General features: G+C 64.5%; 8 protein-coding genes. 4 read left to right on the plus strand and 4 right to left on the minus strand.

What is annotated here, in order from left to right:
- The first annotated feature begins 29 nt into the window (after positions 1–29).
- The 3 genes from H0921_RS16835 (at position 30) to H0921_RS16845 (ending at position 6,845) form a co-directional block, all read left to right on the plus strand.
- A complete protein-coding gene (locus H0921_RS16835; protein WP_228500035.1) occupies positions 30–1,640 on the plus strand; it encodes a WD40 domain-containing protein in 1,611 nt (536 codons plus the stop codon).
- 255 nt (positions 1,641–1,895) lie between these two features.
- Positions 1,896–5,288, plus strand: a complete 3,393-nt coding sequence (locus tag H0921_RS16840; RefSeq protein ID WP_194539694.1) for a DUF1549 domain-containing protein — start codon at positions 1,896–1,898, stop codon at positions 5,286–5,288.
- Positions 5,289–5,741: 453 nt separating this feature from the next.
- Positions 5,742–6,845, plus strand: coding sequence for a type IV pilus twitching motility protein PilT (locus H0921_RS16845; RefSeq protein WP_194539695.1), 1,104 nt, complete (start codon positions 5,742–5,744; stop codon positions 6,843–6,845).
- A gap of 164 nt (positions 6,846–7,009) precedes the next feature.
- On the opposite strand, the gene H0921_RS16850 is transcribed toward H0921_RS16845, so the two are convergent.
- The 4 genes from H0921_RS16850 to H0921_RS16865 all read right to left on the minus strand — a co-directional run bounded on the left by H0921_RS16850 (position 7,010) and on the right by H0921_RS16865 (position 14,936).
- Complete coding sequence (locus H0921_RS16850) at positions 7,010–7,813, minus strand: DUF1559 family PulG-like putative transporter (protein ID WP_194539696.1); 804 nt, start codon at positions 7,811–7,813, stop codon at positions 7,010–7,012.
- A 347-nt stretch (positions 7,814–8,160) separates the two neighbouring features.
- Positions 8,161–10,416, minus strand: a complete 2,256-nt coding sequence (locus tag H0921_RS16855; RefSeq protein WP_194539697.1) for a hypothetical protein — start codon at positions 10,414–10,416, stop codon at positions 8,161–8,163.
- 80 nt (positions 10,417–10,496) lie between these two features.
- On the minus strand, positions 10,497–12,641 hold the full coding sequence (locus H0921_RS16860) for an HlyD family efflux transporter periplasmic adaptor subunit (RefSeq protein ID WP_194539698.1): 2,145 nt from the start codon (positions 12,639–12,641) through the stop codon (positions 10,497–10,499).
- A gap of 138 nt (positions 12,642–12,779) precedes the next feature.
- On the minus strand, positions 12,780–14,936 hold the full coding sequence (locus H0921_RS16865; protein ID WP_194539699.1) for an efflux RND transporter periplasmic adaptor subunit: 2,157 nt from the start codon (positions 14,934–14,936) through the stop codon (positions 12,780–12,782).
- A gap of 476 nt (positions 14,937–15,412) precedes the next feature.
- Between H0921_RS16865 and H0921_RS16870 the strand changes: the two genes are divergently transcribed.
- Positions 15,413–17,146: an arylsulfatase gene (locus H0921_RS16870; RefSeq protein ID WP_194539700.1), complete on the plus strand. Its 1,734-nt coding sequence runs from the start codon at positions 15,413–15,415 to the stop codon at positions 17,144–17,146.
- The last annotated feature ends 228 nt before the right edge of the window (positions 17,147–17,374 follow it).

The raw sequence follows: 17,374 nt of genomic DNA on the forward strand, positions 1-17,374 counted from the left end.
CAGATTGGCGGGTGCGAGGTAACCTAATCATGCGGTTGCGTACCATTGTGACAAGCGGGATGGGCCTGCTGCTCGCGGGTCTGTTGGCGGTTCTGCCTCCCTTGCCGTCCGCTTCGTTCTCTCTCATCGCTCAAGAGAAGAGCGGTTCCGGCAGCGGCCGGGGAGGGGCTGGCCCAGGGAGCGCGGCGCCGGTCAGCTACTACAAGGATATCCGCCCCATCCTGCAACAGCATTGCAACGGCTGCCATCAACCGGCCAAACCGATGGGCGGCTACCTCACTACCAGTTACGCCGACTTATTCAAGGCCGGGGAGCGCGAGAAAGTCGGTATTGTACCAGGACGGCCGGATCAAAGTTATCTGGTCGAACAAATCCGCATCCATCCGAACGGCAAAGCGGAAATGCCCAAGGGGCGGGACCCTCTCTCTCCGGCCCAGATCGACAAGATCGTCACCTGGATCGCCCAGGGAGCCAAGGATGACACTCCTCCCGCCGCTCGCACCGACGTGATCGATGCCGATCATCCCCCCAAGTACAATTCGCCGCCGGTGATCACCGCTGTGGCCTACTCCCCCGATGGCCAGTTCCTGGCGGTGAGCGGCTATCACGAGGTGCTGCTTTACGACGCCGAAACGTTGGAATTGCGCGCCCGCCTCATCGGCATCTCCGAACGGATTCAGTCCCTGGCGTTCTCGCCCCAGGGAGACAAGCTGGCGGCGGTCGGCGGCGCACCGGGACGCTTCGGCGAAGTCCAGGTGTGGGACTACCGCAAAGGCAAGCTGCTGCTCTCCGCCCCCTTCACCTATGACACGCTCTACGGCGTGAGCTGGTCCCCCGATGGCCGCATGATCGCCTTCGGCTGCGCAGATAATACGGTGCGGGCCATCGATGCCCTGACCGGCAAGCAGGTGCTGCAAATGGGCACGCACACCGACTGGGTGCTCGGCACCGTCTTCTCCCAGGATGGGCAGCATCTGGTGTCGGTGAGCCGGGACATGAGCATGCGTCTGACCGAAGTGGCGACGCAGCGTTTCATCGATAGTGTCACCAGCATTACACCAGGAGCACTCAAAGGCGGACTGATGGCGGTGGATCGCCGGCCCTGGCCCAAGACGATCCCGGTGCGGTTCTGGGGCCGGACCTTGCAGGTGCCGCGGCCGCCCCGCTACCAGAAGGTGCCGCCGGATACGCCTGGCGTTCCCCCCAAACTCTACGACGAGGTCGTGGCGGCTGGATCGGATGGCACCCCCCGCCTCTACAAAATCCATCGGGAACAGAAGCGGGAAATCGGAGACGACGCCAATAAAATCCGCGACTACCAGCCGATGCCGGGACGCATCTCCGCCGTGGCCTTCCATCCGGAGGGTCTGCTGTTCGCCGCAGCCAGCAGCCTCGACGGCACCGGCGAAGTCCGCATCTACGACGTCCGCCAAAGCGTCAAAAAGATCGTCTGCGAAAAAGTGAGCGGTCCGGCCTATACCGTGGCCTGGCACCCCAGCGGCCAACGGCTCGCCTCCGCGGGCTTCGACGGCATCGTCTGGATCCACGACGCCAACACCGGCAAACTGCTGCGGCAGTTCACCGTCCTGCCCGGCAGCCCGCCCCCCAGTAATCCTGGCACTCCCAACACCCCACGCTGACACGACAATGTCATTCCCTCCCCAGGGAAAACGGCAACCCCGCTGACCAAACCCGAACTCGACGGGGAAACCGGTGGAAAAAATTCCGAATCGACTAGCATACGGCGGCAACTACCGGCACAATAAAGTAGGTTCGGAAACACAATGAGATAAAGACAAACCACCTGCTGCGAAGACGACCTGCTGGGAATACGACAGTCGTTCTCCTCGCTGCGCATGTTGGAACCGCTGGAACCTGGATAGGAAGAACGTACCATGAGATGCCGACATTTTCTCGCTGTGGGATTCGCCTGGGTTGGAGTGCTGTTTCCCCTGCCGCTGAAGGCGGGCGAGGCGCCTGGAGGGTCCGCTCCCGCAGCTCGCGAAGCCTTGCCAGAGGGGGCCACAGTCACTCGGCTGGTGGTGCACCCCTCCCGGATCGAGTTGCGCGGTCCCTTTGCCTATGCCCAGGTGCTCGTGACCGCTCAGCTCAGCAACGGCGAAACCGCGGATGTGACCCGCCTGGCGCATTACGAATTGCCCCAGGGGCTGACTGTGGACGCCGGACTGATCCGGCCCCAGCGCGACGTGCAAGGCACGCTGACCATCCGCCTGGGAAACCAGAGCGTGCAGGTGCCGGTCCAGGCGGTCCAGGTGCAGAGCGATCCGCCAGTCAGCTTCGTGGCGGACGTGCAGCCGGTGCTGTCCAAGCTGGGGTGCAATGCGGGCACCTGCCACGGGGCCGCCCAGGGGAAAAACGGCTTCAAGCTCTCCCTGCGCGGCTACGATCCCCTCTTCGACTATCGCAGCCTCACGGATGATCTGGAAGGGCGGCGGTTCAACCGGGCGGCGCCGGAAAAGAGCCTGATGCTCATGAAGCCCGCCGGCGTGGTCCCCCATCAGGGCGGCGTGCTCCTGCAACTGGGTGACCCGAATTACGAACTGATCCGCCGCTGGATCGCCCAGGGGGTGCGCTTTGACCCGCAAACGCCGCGCGTCCGCAGCATCGAGGTCTATCCGAAAAATCCCACGATCTACCGCATCGGCCAGAAGCAGCAGTTTGCCGTCTATGCCACCTACAGCGACGGGCGGGTGCGGGATGTCACCGCCGAGGCTTTCCTGGAAAGCAGCAACACGGAAGTGGCCACGGTGTCGCCACGGGGCCTGGCCCAGACCCTCCGCCGGGGGGAAGCCACCCTGCTCGCCCGCTACGAAGGCGCCTACGCCGCCTCCACCCTCATCGTGTTGGGGGACCGCACCGGCTTTGAGTGGATCCAGCGGCCCGTCCACAACTTCATCGATGAGCTGGTCGATGCCAAGCTCAAGAAAGTACGGGTGCAGGTCAGCCCCTTGGCCAGCGACGAGGAGTTCCTCCGCCGGGTCTATCTCGACCTAACCGGCCTGCCTCCCACCTCCGCGGAAGTCCGGGCCTTCCTGGCCGACCCACGGGACAGCCGCGTCAAGCGGGATGAAGTCATCGACCGGCTCATTGGCAGCGAAGCCTTCATCGAACACTGGACCAACAAATGGGCGGACCTGCTCATGGTCAACCGCAAGTTTTTGGGCGAAGCCGGTGCCGCCGCCTACCGCCAATGGATCCGCGAGGCCATCGCCACCAACATGCCTTATGATCGCTTCGCCTATACGATCCTGACCGCCTCCGGTTCCAACCTGTCCGTACCCCCGGCGTCGTATCACAAAATCCTGCGCACGCCGGACGCCCTCATGGAAAACACCACCCAGCTTTTCCTGGCCATCCGCTTCAACTGCAACAAGTGCCACGACCATCCCTTCGAGCGCTGGACGCAGGATGACTACTACGGCTTGGCCGCCTACTTTGCTCGGACCAAGCTCAGCGAGGACCCGAAGTACAAGGGGCAGCGGATCGGCGGCTCGGCGGTGGAAGGGGCCAAGCCCCTCGTGGAAATCGTCGCCGACGCTCCCGACGGGGAAGTGCGGCATGAACGGACCGGGCAGATTGCCGCCCCCCGCTTCCCCTTCAGCGTGCCGGTGAGCCTCTCGCCCCAGGAACCCCGGCGCGTCCAACTGGCCAAATGGATCACCTCCCCGCAGAACCCCTACTTCGCCAAAAGCTACGTCAATCGCCTCTGGAGCTACCTGCTCGGCGTGGGGTTGATCGAACCGGTGGACGACATCCGCGCAGGCAATCCGCCGACCAACCCCGAATTGCTGGACCGCCTGACCGAGGAGTTCATCCGCAGCGGTTTCGACACCCGGCACATCATGCGCTTGATCTGCAAGAGCCGGACCTATCAGCTCTCGGTAGAAACCAACCGCTGGAACAAGGATGACGAGATCAACTACTCACACGCTTTGCCGCGGCGTCTGCCGGCGGAGGTGCTCTTCGACTCGATCCACCGGGTGACTGGCGCGGTTAGCCGCCTGCCGGGTCTGCCTCCGGGAGCACGGGCTGCGCAGCTTCTCGATAGCAACGTCGAAGTCCCCGGCGGCTTCTTCGAGCTGTTCAGCAAGCCGCCGCGGGAAAGCCCCTGCGAATGCGAACGCTCCAACACCCTCAACCTCGGCCCCATCCTGGCTATGGTCAACGGGCCGATCATCGGCGAAGCCCTGCGCGATCCCAACAACCGCCTCAATCAGTTCGTCCTCCAGGAGAAGGACGACGCCAAGGTCGTGGAGGAGATTTACCTCTCGGTACTCAATCGCCGTCCCACTCCTGCGGAATTGCAAGCGGGGATCAAGGCCCTGCACTCCGCCGACGCCGACCACAAGTACCTGGTCGAGGAGTACCTCAAGCGCAAGGCCGCCTTCGAGGCATACGAAAAGACAATTCCCCAGCGGCAGAAGGCGTGGGAAGCGGGCCTGCTCGCTCAAAAGCCGACGCAGTGGGTGACCCTGGACATCCGCAAGGCGGCCTCCCGCCAGGGTCCCTACGCTCAGCCGCGGCCCGGCGCCACCCTCACTGTTCAGCCGGACGGCAGCATCCTGGCCAGCGGCAACATCGACTCCCTCGACATTTACACCCTCGTCGGCCTGGCCGAAACCGATCAGCCGATCACCGCCATCCGCCTGGAAGTGCTCAGCGATCCGAGCCTGCCGAGCAAAGGGCCGGGGCGCGCTCCCAACGGCAACTTCGTGCTCACGGAGTTCCGCCTCCGCTATCACCGCTTGGATCAGCCCGACGGCCCGCAGGCGATTGTCCGCCTCACCGCCGCCGCTGCCACCTTCCAGCAGGACGGCTTCCCCTTGGCCAACACACTAGACAACAACCGGGCCACCGGTTGGGCCATCGCCCCGCAAACTGGCCGGGATCAGGCCGCCCTCTTCCGCCTGGCGCAACCAATCAGCGGGCCGGCAGGTGTCGCCTTCACCATCGAAATGGAGCAGCACTATCAGCAGGCGGCCCATCACACCCTCGGCAAGTTCCGCCTCTCCTACACCACGGACCCCAATCCGCGCCTGAGCAGCCCGCTCACGCCGGAACAGCTTGCCTTGCTGGAGACCCCCGAAGAGAAGCGGACGCCGGAACAAAAGGCCCGCCTGCGCCAGATGTACCTCGCCCAGGATCAGGAGTACCAACGCCTGGCTGCGGAAGCGGCCAAGGTCCCGCCCCCGGACCCCCGCGTCGTCGGCGCGCAGGACCTCGTCTGGGCTTTGATCAACACTCCCGCTTTCCTGTTCAACCACTAAGCCGCGGTTCCTGCGGTTTTTGCCCCCTCCGTTTGAGCCGCCGGGCCTGATCCCTCGGGTCTGATTCTGCGGGAGAAGGCGGAGGGCGGCTGACCTCAGAAGCCGGAACTTGACCAAACCCAAGCCTCGCGGACCGGGACAGCCTCCCTCACCCCGGTCTGCTTTGTTTTTTTCTCCCCGCAACGAGGGAAGCACGCCGAGCGGTGAAGACGGCAAAAAAGGGCGCCCGGCGCAGTCGGTTTTTCCACAATATCCTCAAAAGGAATCCTTCGAGAGGATAGCGGTTCATGCGACCGCGGTTCCCCTGTCCCTTGGGGGGAGACCCTCCTGCGGGGGGGGGCACCCAGTCAGTCTGCCGATTCAGGGGGAATAAGGGGAATAGGGGAACCGCGGCACCGCGGCACCGCACAGGAACAAACAAAGGCCAGCCAGGGCGAGTTGGGGAAGAATCCCATGGCAGGTGACGGACAGGAAGAACCGCAGAGCGTGCCGGAGGCTTTGCGGCGATGGCTGGAGTGGACGGTGCAGGTGGAAGCGTCGGACCTGCATCTGGTGGCGGGTCACCCGCCGATGCTGCGCCTGCATGGGGAACTGACGGAGATGCCGGAGCCACCCCTGGAGGCCGCGGCGCTGGAACCGCTGCTCTTATCGCTCTGCTCGCCGGAACAGGCGGAGCGGCTGAGTGCGAACCGCAACGTGGACTTCGCCGTGACGGTGGCCTTGGGGCAGGAGGTGGTCCGGTTGCGTGCGGCCTTGTTCCATGCAGGCCGGCAGTTGGCCGCCTGCTTCCGCCTTATTCCGTCACGCATTCCCGACCTGGCCTGGGCCGGCTTCCCCGCGGCGCTGGCGGATCGCCTCTGTGCCCTCCGCGATGGACTGGTCATCGTCACCGGGGCGACCGGTTCCGGCAAAACGACGACCCTGGCCATGCTGGTGGACCGCATCCATGCTCTCGGCGGGCGCCGCATTCTGACGGTGGAAGAACCTGTGGAGTATCTCTTCCCCCGCCGGCCGCATTCCCTGGTGACGCAGCGGGAAGTCGGCGTCGATGTGCTCAGCTTTGCTGACGGCCTCAAATACGGCCTGCGCCAGGACCCCGATGTCCTGCTCATCGGCGAAGTCCGCGATCGCGAGACGGCCCAGATGGTGCTCTCGGCGGCGGAGACCGGCCACCTCGTCTTCACCACCCTGCACACCCGCGATGCCAAGGGCGCCATCACCCGCCTGGCCGATCTGTTCGCTCAGGAAGTGCAGAGCCTCATCCGCGCGCAGCTCGCCATGAGCCTGCGGGCTATTCTCAGCCAGCGCTTGCTGCCGGGTCTGGAACGGGGCAGCCGCCGCGTCCTGGCCCTGGAGGTCCTCTGGAACACCCACCCCATCGCCAGCGCTATCCGCAGCGGCAAGATCGAAAGTATCGACAACTACATCCTCACCGGACGCGAAGAGGGGATGATCACCTTCGACGAATCGATCCGCCAGCTCTTCCGCGCCGGCCGCATCACCCGCCGCACTGCCGAAGAGCACATGGCCGATCCCACCCTCCTGCAACGCCCGTGAGAGCGCCCCTTCTGCCCCGGCAACGTGGAGAGCGCTCCTGCATCTCCCGGCAACGTTGGGAGTGCCCCTTCACCCGAAGCTGACAAAGGGCCGTCGCTGGCGAAAAAACTTCGCTTCCAGACCAGGGAAAGTTTCCCGAAGGGAACATCCCCTCGCCGACGCTGTCAGTCGTCGATCACTTCCCCGCCATTGCGGGTGATCAAGGCCTGGATCGTTTTGGCGTTGGGCAGCTTGGGGTAGTTCCGCACAGAACCATCGGCGAAGGCTGCCTGGAAGACGCCGCCGACTTGCCCCAACAGGGCGCCCATGTTCTTCTTCGGGTCGAAGGGCAGCTCCTCCGGCTTGGTCCACGGTACCGCCTCCTTGGCCACCACGACCATCCAGGTGTTGGACGTACCGTCGGTGAAGTCTGTGAACTGAAATCCTTTCCCCGCTTCCCAAGCGGCGCCGGGACCGAAGAAGACGCGGTAGTGCGTCAGGCCCTTTTTCGCCTCCTCCTCAGCCCCCGGCAGGGCGAATGTCTTGGGCATCCGCTCGATCAGCTTCTTGTTGTGCTCGCTGTCCCACGGCTCATCCAGCTTGAACTCTTGGTAAAGTTTATCGTCGATGTAGGGCAGGATGGCGACACGCCAGCTCAGCAGCGGCTTGCCGTTCCGATCCTCGAAGGCCGGCGCAGGGAGGCAGCCACGAGCGTCATGGTGGTTGTGCAAGGCAATGAGGATCGTTTTGAGGTTATTAGCAGACTCCATGAGAGCTGCCTTATTGCGCTCGGCTTTTTGGAAGTGACGGGCCGCGAACAACTCGCTGGGCGAGAGGGGATGGGCCGGGGACAGGGTGGGGGGCAGGGCGGATAGGGCCGGCAGCGGAGGCGGCGTTGTCCCCGACAAGGTCGGCTTCGGCCAGAAAGCGGCCGTGGCACTCAGCCAAGCTAGGAGCACACCGGGCACGGCAAAGCGGCGGCGCGTCATGAGCAATCCTCCTCGAACCAGAATGGAATGGACCGTGGAACCGTTGGGACCGAGATGGCACCCAATTCACAATAACCGCGACGGGTCTGACGTGCAACGCACTCGGTAGGAATTTTTCCCCCCACGCTCGGCCAGAGTTTTCCCTAAGCTCTACAGGCCGGTCTTACGTCCTGGGGTGAGGCCGCTTTCCGCTTTTCGGCTTGGCTGGAGTGCCAGAGGGCTTGGGAATGCCAGGCTGAAGTGACACCAGGCTGTCCCGGTGGTCCGAGGCGGGCGAACGCAGTCGGAATGCAGGCGGAGCCGTCAGGGTCTGGGATGCCATCCCTTCCCCAGGCAGGGCGAGCGGATCAATACAGCCCCAGGTCCAGGGCGTTGGCCAGGGTTCGGCCCAGCCACCAGGCGGCGCTGCGCCAGCGGGCGTGGATTTTGACGCTGGCCAATTGGCCCGGTTCGATCGCCGCATCCGGGTCGAGCAGTTCGACTTCGATGAGATAAACCTGGGCGAGGGGGATGAGGACGTTCGGGTCGTTGTGGGGTTTGACGGCCAGGGGGCCGCCGCCGCGATGGGTCAGTTGAATCGGGACGGTTTCGGCGTTTTGCGCGGGCAGAGTGGTGACGCGCCCGGTGAAGATGCGGTCGCTGCGGCCTTTGACCAGGATGGAGGCGCTGAGGGCGGGCTGCTGGGCGAGTTCCTCCTGGAGGAGGCGGTAATCCGGGGGTGTGACCGGTACGCGAACGACGAGGCGCTGCGGGTCCCCGATGGCGAAGACGGGATGGGCTTCGCTGTACCCTTTGTCGAAGAGTTTGCCGACATCTTCCGGCTTAGGGGCGGTCAGGACGGTGCCGGGGCGCGGGGCACGCAATTCCCGCACCTGCTGGAGGCGCTGCTGGAGCAACTGGAGGCGGCGTTCGGCGCTGGCGGCCTTTTTGCGGGCCTCTTCGCGGGCCAGGCGCAACTGGGCCAGGGCAGCCTCGTCGGCCACGCCCAACTGGCGGCTGATCTCCTGCTGGAGGCGTTCGGCGATGAGCTGCTCCGTTTCGGCGGCGGCCCTGGCCTGTTCGATTTCGACGAGCAGCGGCTCGCTGGTGAACTCGCCGAGCAACTCTCCGGCCCGAACAGTCTGACCGGCGCGGGCGTGCAAGCGCTGCAAGCGGGCCGGCTCCGGCAGCAGGACGCTTTCCATCGCGGCGGGATGCACCGCGACCAGGCCAGTTTCATGGATGCGGCTCACCGGCAGCGGCAGGACAAAGAAGGCGGCCACCAAAGAGGCCGTCACAGCGAGCGTCACATACACACGTTTGGCTTTCATGTCCGGCAGGCGTCCTCGTTGGCGTATGTTGCGGATGATCCGATACGTCGGCCATACGAAAATCGACAGCAGCGACGCGATCGCCAGCATCTGGCTGAGAATCTTCAGCTTCGGGCCGAGGAAGTCTGAGAGCACCCAGAGGATGCCGAAGACTACAATCCAGCGGTATACCCAACTGGCGATGGCGTAGAAGATGAAGGTGGCCTTGCGGGCCGGCGACATGTACGGCTCCGGCGGCACCTCCACACCCAGGCAGCGCGACAAAAACAGATTGTTGAGGAAACGATTGGACCGCTCCCGCAGGTTCGGCACTTCCATCCAGTCCGCCAAAATGTAGTAACCGTCGAAGCGCATCAGCGGATTGGCGTTGAAAATGATCGTGGAAATGGAGCACAGGATCATCAGACAGATGGCGATGTTGTTGACCACCGGCAGATGGGGCGTGTACCACCAGACGAAGGTGGCGGCGGCGGCGATCATCAGCTCCACATAGATGCCCGCAAAGGAGATGATGATCCGCTTCCACTTGTCCGCGAGCGTCCAGGCATCGGTGACATTGCAGTAAAGGCAGGGACTCAGGCACATGAGCAACAGGCCCATCTCGTGGCTTTCCCCGCCGAAAGCTTTGCAGGACAGGCCGTGGCCAAACTCGTGAATGATCTTCACCACGCCCAGAGAGAGCCAGATGTAAAGCATCGAGCGCCAGGTGAAGAACTCGTGGTAAGCGGGCAGGCGGGCGTAGAAAGTGTCGAAGTGCAGCAGAACGTGGAAGACCGCGGCGCCAATGAACAGCACGCTCAGCACAAAAAACCAGCGGGTGAAGATCCACCAGGTGTAGCGGTACAGCCAACTCAGGATGCGGTCCGGATCGAAGACGGGGATTTTGATGTAGAGAATGTTGGTCAGGGTCATCAGGCGGCGGAGGCGGCGCTGTTTGGCGCGCCGCTCGAAGAGATGGGCGCCGGCACCGGGCGCCTCGTGCTGCACCAGCCCCGCCATGACCAACTGCCGCGCGAAACTCTCCAGGTCGTGATATTCCAGCCGGTGGGGCTTAAATTCCTCCTCAAAGCGTTCCCGCACCTGCTCCAGGGTGTGTTCCCCATCGAAGAGCCGGAAGACAAAATACTCCTGCTTGTTGAAGCGATAGTAGCGCAGGCAGACGGGGTCCTTGACGACGTGGTAGGTTTTGCCTTCGTATTTCTGCTCGAAGACTTGCAAGTCTGGCCGGACGCGCAGGCGGACCGCCTTACGGCGCACAGCGGGATCGTTGAGGCTATCGGTGGCGCGGCTCATGGCTCCTCAGCAGGCAAGTCCGCAGGCAGCAGTTCCCGTCAGGCTCCCGGCGAGGGGGAAACCCGACGTAGCCCGGCGTCCTACGGCAGCTTGTCCGGCGGCGGCACAATCACCGTCGCCGTACTCTTGTCCAGCAGGCGCAAGGCCCGGTTGTCCATTTCCACACGGACGGTTACAGAGCGAGGATCGGCGGCGTCGATGGTGACGATCCGCCCTTCTTGGCGGTGGGGCGGGGCTTTCGGCAGGGTCCAGAGGTGGACCGTGCCTTTGTCGGTGCCCAGGACAAAGAACGGCGTGGCGGCGGGCGGGCTGAACGCCGCGGCGGTAATTGCCACTCGACCCGGAGGAATCAAGCGGGCGATTTCCGCGGCCCGGCCCCCACTACGGGGCAGATGCCAGAGCTGGACGGTGCCTTTGAGGTCCCCTTCTCCGCCCACCGTGGCCAGGGTGTACGGCGGCCACTGCTCCGGCGGCAGCTCCGCGGGCAAAGTCTGCGGTTGGAACAGAGCCAACGTGGCGAAACCGAGGTGAGGGCTGAAATTGATCACTTGTCCCACCGTTTGTCCGCTGTCCAGTTGGAGCAGGTCCAGGCGGCTCTTGTCATGATCGAAGAGGACGCGGGCGCCGTCGGGGCTGAGGCCGAGCACATCGAGCAGGCCGGCGCGGTGTTCCAGGGTGCGGGTCAAAGCGGCGCCTTCCCGGCCCAGTTTCCACACCTTGAGGGTGCGGTCGCGGCTGGCCGTCACCAACTGCCCCTGGGGGTTGAAGGCCAGGCTGGTGACGGTATCCCGGTGATCGGGGGGCAAGGCGTAGAGCCGCTCGCCGCTGGGCAGCGCCCAGAGCCAGACTTCACGCCCGGCGGCGGAGGCAGCGTAGCGGCCATCGGGACTGATGGCCACAAAACCGATGCCGGTCACGTGCGGCGGTTCGGCCTCCACCTTCGGCTGAGCGGGGAGGTGCTCCGGGTCGTCGATGTCCCAAATGCGCAGGCGGCCATCCTCGGCCCCGGTGACGACGAGTTGCCGCGGCGCTCCCGGAGGAGTGCAGGCCACGGAGCGGACCGGCGCCGGATGCGGCAGATTATGCCCCAAACTGGAACGTTCCGCCACCTGGGACAGGTTCGGGTCCCACACCACGGCGGTCCCATCTAGTCCCACCGACACCACCAGGGGGCGCTCGGCATGGCCGGAGACGGCCACCCCCGCCACCGGCTGACGGTGCGCGGACAGCGTCATCAGCGGGGCAGTCGGCAGGGTCGGCTCCACACTCACCGTCATGTGGCGGCGCAAGCGGGCGGCATATTGCACATCGAGCTGCCCTTCCAGGCGGACTTTGTCCGTCGATTGAATCTCCAGGATTTTGTCTCCGGCCCGCACATACTCGCCGGGCCAGCGGGCAATGTTGCGGATGATGCCGCTGACCGTCGCCGTCACCCGGTGCTTCTGGATCAACAGGTCCGCCTCCTTGAGTTCCTGCTCGGCCTTGACGATCTGCTGGTTCACCTGGGCCAGGTTCTCCAGGAACCGGCTGAGCATGATGCGGTCGTCCAGAATGGTCGATTGCGGGATGACGTCGGGGTTGTTTTTGTACAGGTCGATTTTGCGTTGGGCGAAGTCGGCTCCCTTTTGGGCCTGTTCGCGGACTTCCTGGGCGGCGAGGCGGTTCTTCTCGGCCGCTTCCCGCCGGGTCTGAATCAATTGGTCATCCAGGAGGCAAACCGTCTGGCCCGCTTGGACGAAATCCCCTTCCTGAAGCCGCCAGTAGGGGTATTGCCGCTGGGGATCGCGGGGATGGAAGACGATGTTGGGATGGGGGCGCTCCGGGTCGTAGAGGATGGGGGGGCCATCGGGGCGGGGCCATTCGTAGCGGCCATCGGGTCGGCGCGTCAGGGGGGCGGCCAGCAATTCGATCCGGCCATCCACTTCTGCCGAGACCTGTTGCCGCTCCTCGTATTGCACGAAGCAGTTGGGAATGATGATCGGTTCCGGGCCGACACGTAGGGGAGGAAACTGGGGGACGGGCTGCCCCTCGTAAAGCGGAGCCCCGATGGAGGCGGCAGCGGCAGTGGCGGATGAGCCATCGTCCGGCGGCGGCACCGGAACGGGCGAACCTGTGGGAGCACATCCCGCAGCGAGCAGCAGGAGCCAGCCGCCCTTCTTCCACCAGGGACGTAACCTGGTTATCGCAGGTGCTGGGTTTCGATAGGCCGTCGATGTCTTTCTCACGCGCTTACCCTCAATCCGGACAATGACGCCTCGCGGACAGTTCCTGACCAGGTGATTGCTCAGCCGAAGGTTTCCTAGCCGAAAGTTTGCCTCGGTGCATTTTCACGTGCGGCGGTTCAGGGTCCGGGTTCCCCCGGTTCAGAAGAAGAAGATGATCTTTTCGTAGAACCACTCCCAGACGCCGTGGAAGAGGGAATATCCCAGGGCATGTTGGCCGCAGCGGATGCGGGTGCGCACTTCCAGGCCGGTGACGAACTGGCTGCGCGGGGCTTGCAGGTGCGGCGGAATGTCCGGGGCTTGCAGCTTGACATAGGCGGTGACGACCGGTTCGTTATCGGTCAGTTCCTGCTGGTTGGGCACCGCCTGGGCAGTCAGGCCGTTTTCGTAGAGCCGGCCGAGGAAGCGGGTATCGGGCATGCTGGACAGGAGAAGGTCCACATCCAGATATTTGCGTCCGGTGGCGGCCTCGACGTGATGGAGGCGCGGGTCGGCGAACGCCCGGCGGATGTGGCCGATGTTGCGCTGGGGGATTTTCAGTTCGACGTGCCACACTCCTTCCAGGTTGCCGACGCGGAGCAGCTCTTCGTGGGGCCGAATGGTGCGGCCCAGGAGTTTATCCCGCCGGTCGTCGTCCAGCACCGTCCAGATGGGGGGGCGTTCCCGCGGCAGGGCCGGATCGAAGCGCGGGGCAACGGCGCGGAACTTGCCCAGCGGTTCCGGCAGGCAGAGGTATTCGCGCAGCAGGGCCTGGTATTCGCGGTCGGCAGCCTCCCGGCGCAGGCGGGCCGTCTCCCGCTGGGTCTCGTAGGTGGCTCGGTCGCGCACGTCTCGCAACTCCCGCAGGATTTGCTCGGCGGCCTCGAATTGCCCCTGGGCTTCATTGCGCTGGCTCAGGGCCTGCTGCAACCGCTGCGCCAGCTCCGCACTGTAAAGATGCACGACATCGTAATCCGGTGCGATCTTCTGACCGGGACGCACGCGGATATCGACCACCACCCCTTCGGTGCGGGGAAAGATTTGGGCGATCTCTTCCGGGAGCAATTGCCCCTTGGCGTCCAGACGCAGAGGGTAGGGGACGGCGATGAGGCAGCCGATGAGGATAGCCAAGAGCAGGCCGATGGCCAGGGCGTAGAAGCGTCCTTTGCCGCCGAGACCCTCCTGGATCGCCAGCAGGGGTTTCCAGAGCAGCCGCAGAGGGACGCGCTTCATTTCCGCGGCGTTGTAGAGGGCGGGCGCGGCATGCTTGCCGACCACTTCCAGGCGCTGGATGAGCGGTTCCACCTGCTCCGGCGGATTGAACACTTCCAGCACCAGAATGGAGCGAGGCGGCTTGTTGGGGTCTTTTTCACGGGGATCGCGGATCGGTTGGGCCACGAGGAACTTGGGATGGCTTTCCGCCAGGTAGGCATCTAAGGCCGTGGCGACCTGCGGCGGCAGGCCAGCTTCCCGCGTTCCCTTGAATACCAGGGTTTCCCCCCAGTGCAGCACCTGCTCCATCAAGCGGCGCAGGCAGCGGATGTGGGTGCTCGCCTTTTCCACCACGTCCGCCCCGCTGACGGCTTCCACCGTCACCCGCGAGCGCCCGTGCCGCACTCCCACGCTGAGCCGGTCGCAGTCGATCAGTTTGCGGCCTTCGTTGGCCACGTGATACGCCACTTCCGTCGGATGCAGGGAGGAATGAATCAGCCGGGCGAAGGCTTCGATCTGGGTAAAGGTCCGTTCGATGTTCGGATCCGCCCGCTGGCTCAGATAAGCGTGGAACTGGCTGGCATAGCCCGCCATTTGGGCCGTATAGTTGAGGAAGGCGGGGTAAAGCCGGGGGTCATGGTTCGGTTCCTGGAAGACTTCCAGCAGTCCCAGCGAGTGTTTGTCAGGGGTGAGAATCGGGGCAAGCAGAATGAAGTAGTTGGTGAGGTTGGCGGCGGGGATGGGGGCATTCTCGGCGCCGGGGGGCGTGAGGCGGCCATTCGGTTCGAGCAAGGCCGGCCGCGGCGGCTGAGCCTGAAACACCTGGCGGAGCAATTCGTTATGGCATTGTCGGCAGCCGCGCTTCTCGTCCAAACCCACCTGGTCCAGACGCACCTGACACGCCAATTGTAAAAAGCCTTGCGGGGTCCGCAGCCAGATCGCTCCGGCCTTCGCCTCGATCGTTCCTAACGTCTTGTGAAGCAACTGCTCGTAAAAATCGCTGGGGGGCAGATGGGAGCCGGCCAGCTTCGCTGCCGCCTCGAAGCTCTCCTCGATCCGGCGCGTATAACGCTGCCGCTCATCTGTTACCGCAGGATTGACGCTCACTCTCGGTTCTCCCCAAGCTCAGGGGACAGGATGACACCCACGCAGGACCCAGGCCCCCAGAGGGCGATTAGCTCCCAGCCTGATGGCAGCGGATTCTGTTCTCAACCAGTCCTGCACTCACTGCTTCCGATACTTCGATACCATCGGCAGATGGCCCGAACCCCAATAGCAGATTCTACCCCGGAGTCCTTCCGGTCGCTGGCCGGCTCTGCCCTCTGCTTTTTCCTCAGGGGCGGGCCTGATCTCTTTCCTCCGGGGCATGCTGGTCTGCTGATGGGGCAGTGATGCCGCCTTCTCCGGGCCATCATGCCGGGTTATACAGTCTATAGCATACCTGTTATAGGGAATATGCTGCAAGGCCGTTCCCGGCGGACAGAATTGGCAGGGAATACGGGGCAAGGCCCTTGTTGGCGGACAGCGGCCAGGTTCCTGTCGGGAATGCGCGGCAAGACCGTTGTCGGCGGGGAGGGGAAACGATGCGCGCCTGGCTCTGCGGTCTGGGACTGCTCCTAAGCGGGCTGCCCGTGCAGGCGGCCCCTCCGAACCTCGTGCTGATCATCAGCGATGATCAAGGGTATGGGGACCTGGGCTGCCACGGCAATCCGGTGTTGCGCACACCGCACTTGGACCGCTTGGCGCGGCAGAGCGTTTGGCTCAAAAACTTTTACGTTTCCCCCGTCTGTTCGCCGACGCGGGCCAGTCTGTTGACCGGCTTGTACTCCTACCGCACCGGCGTGGTGGACACCTACCTGGGCCGAGCGCTGATGCGCCCCCAGGTCCGCACCCTGGCAGAGCATCTCGCCCAGGCGGGTTACCGCACCGGCCTCTTCGGCAAGTGGCACCTGGGGGACAATTACCCCTTGCGCCCGGAAGATCGCGGTTTCCACGAGACGCTCTGGCACTTGGGCGGAGGATTGGCCCAGCCGAGCGATCCGCCGTGGGTCGATCCGCGCCGGGCTTATTTTGATCCGGTCCTCCAGCGTAACGGCCAGGAGGTACAGGGGCGCGGCTACTGCACCGATCTATTCACCCGCTCGGCGATCCAGTTCATCCTCCGCCACAAGGACCGGCCGTTTTTCGCGTACATTGCCTACAATGCGCCGCATGCTCCCTTCCAGGTGCCGCCGGAGGGAGTGCAGTTTTACCGCCAGCGGGACCTAACGCCGCGAGCCTTTCCCAAAATCGGGCAGCCGTGGTGGAACGGTCCGAAGAAGCTGGACACCGAGGCGATCGCCGCCGCTTACGGGATGATCGAGAATCTGGATGCGAACATCGGGCGGTTGCTTCAGACTCTGCACGAACACGGGTTGGCAGAACGGACGCTCGTGGTGTTCCTGACGGACAACGGTCCGGGCGGGGTGCGCTGGAATGCCGGCTTGCGCGGCCGCAAGGGAACGGTGTACGAAGGGGGCATTCGCGTGCCGTGCTATGTGTGCTGGCCCCACCGCCTCAAAGGCGGGCAGGTGCTGGAATGGCCCCTGGCTCATATCGACCTGGTGCCGACGCTGTGTGAATTGTGCGGCGTGCCGTGGCGCGAACCCTGCGATGGCCGCAGCTTCGCCCCCTGGCTCCTCGGCTCCTCCGAACCCTGGCCGGACCGCACCCTCTTCTTCCAGTGGCATCGCGGTGACACCCCGGAACAGTTCCGGGCCTTCGCAGCGCGGGGACCCCGTTACAAACTGGTGCAGGCCGCCGGTACTGGCCCCGGTTCCTCCTGGAAACCCCGCTACGAACTGTTCGACCTGAGCACCGACCCTTACGAGGAAACCGATCTGGCGGAGAAGATGCCGGAGATGGTCGAGCGCTTGCGCCGGGAGTACGCCGCCTGGTTCACGGAAGTGACGCGGCAGGGTTTCGCTCCGCCGCGGCTCGTGCTGGGCAGTCCCCAGGCGCCGGAGGTCCGTCTGAGCCGGCAGGACTGGCGCGGTCCGCGGGCCGGTTGGTCCGCCGACAGCCTCGGCCATTGGGCCGTCCATGTCGCCCGTCCTGGCCGCTACCGCTTCACGCTCCACGCTGCCGTGCCAATCCAGCAGTGGGAACTCCTCTGCGAGCAGGCGCAACCGCCCCGGCAGCACGGCCACGGCACGGGCCAAACCACCCTCTGCCTCGATTCCCTCCGCTTGCAGGCCGGAGAAGCCCGCCTGGAAATCCGCCTCAATGACCCTCCCGTGGGACCCACCCACGTGATCGTCGAGTATCTCGGCCCCTAGAGCCTTGCTGCCAAGCCCCATTCCGCCAGCCACACTCATGCCGTCCGGTAGGGTTCTGCCAGGCGCCATAATCTGTCCGGCAGGGGGAGCAGCATTGTTTCAGCTTGCCCCGGATCGTTCAGCCAGCGGATTCGGAAGGAGGCGTTTCCCTGGACCGACCTTGCACGCCGGTCCGAGAGCAGGGAAAATCGGCAGGGGTTCTCCCGGTTCAGCAATGGAGCGGGGGGA

The sequence above is a fragment of the Thermogemmata fonticola genome, from assembly GCF_013694095.1.
Lineage (GTDB): Bacteria > Planctomycetota > Planctomycetia > Gemmatales > Gemmataceae > Thermogemmata > Thermogemmata fonticola.

Excerpts from the sequence above, each read along its gene's own strand:
- H0921_RS16835 (WP_228500035.1), top strand. The coding sequence starts at position 30 with ATGCGGTTGCGTACCATTGTGACAAGCGGGATGGGCCTGCTGCTCGCG.
- H0921_RS16840 (WP_194539694.1), top strand. The coding sequence starts at position 1,896 with ATGAGATGCCGACATTTTCTCGCTGTGGGATTCGCCTGGGTTGGAGTG.
- H0921_RS16845 (WP_194539695.1), top strand. The coding sequence starts at position 5,742 with ATGGCAGGTGACGGACAGGAAGAACCGCAGAGCGTGCCGGAGGCTTTG.
- H0921_RS16850 (WP_194539696.1), bottom strand. The coding sequence starts at position 7,813 with ATGACGCGCCGCCGCTTTGCCGTGCCCGGTGTGCTCCTAGCTTGGCTG.
- H0921_RS16855 (WP_194539697.1), bottom strand. The coding sequence starts at position 10,416 with ATGAGCCGCGCCACCGATAGCCTCAACGATCCCGCTGTGCGCCGTAAG.
- H0921_RS16870 (WP_194539700.1), top strand. The coding sequence starts at position 15,413 with ATGCGCGCCTGGCTCTGCGGTCTGGGACTGCTCCTAAGCGGGCTGCCC.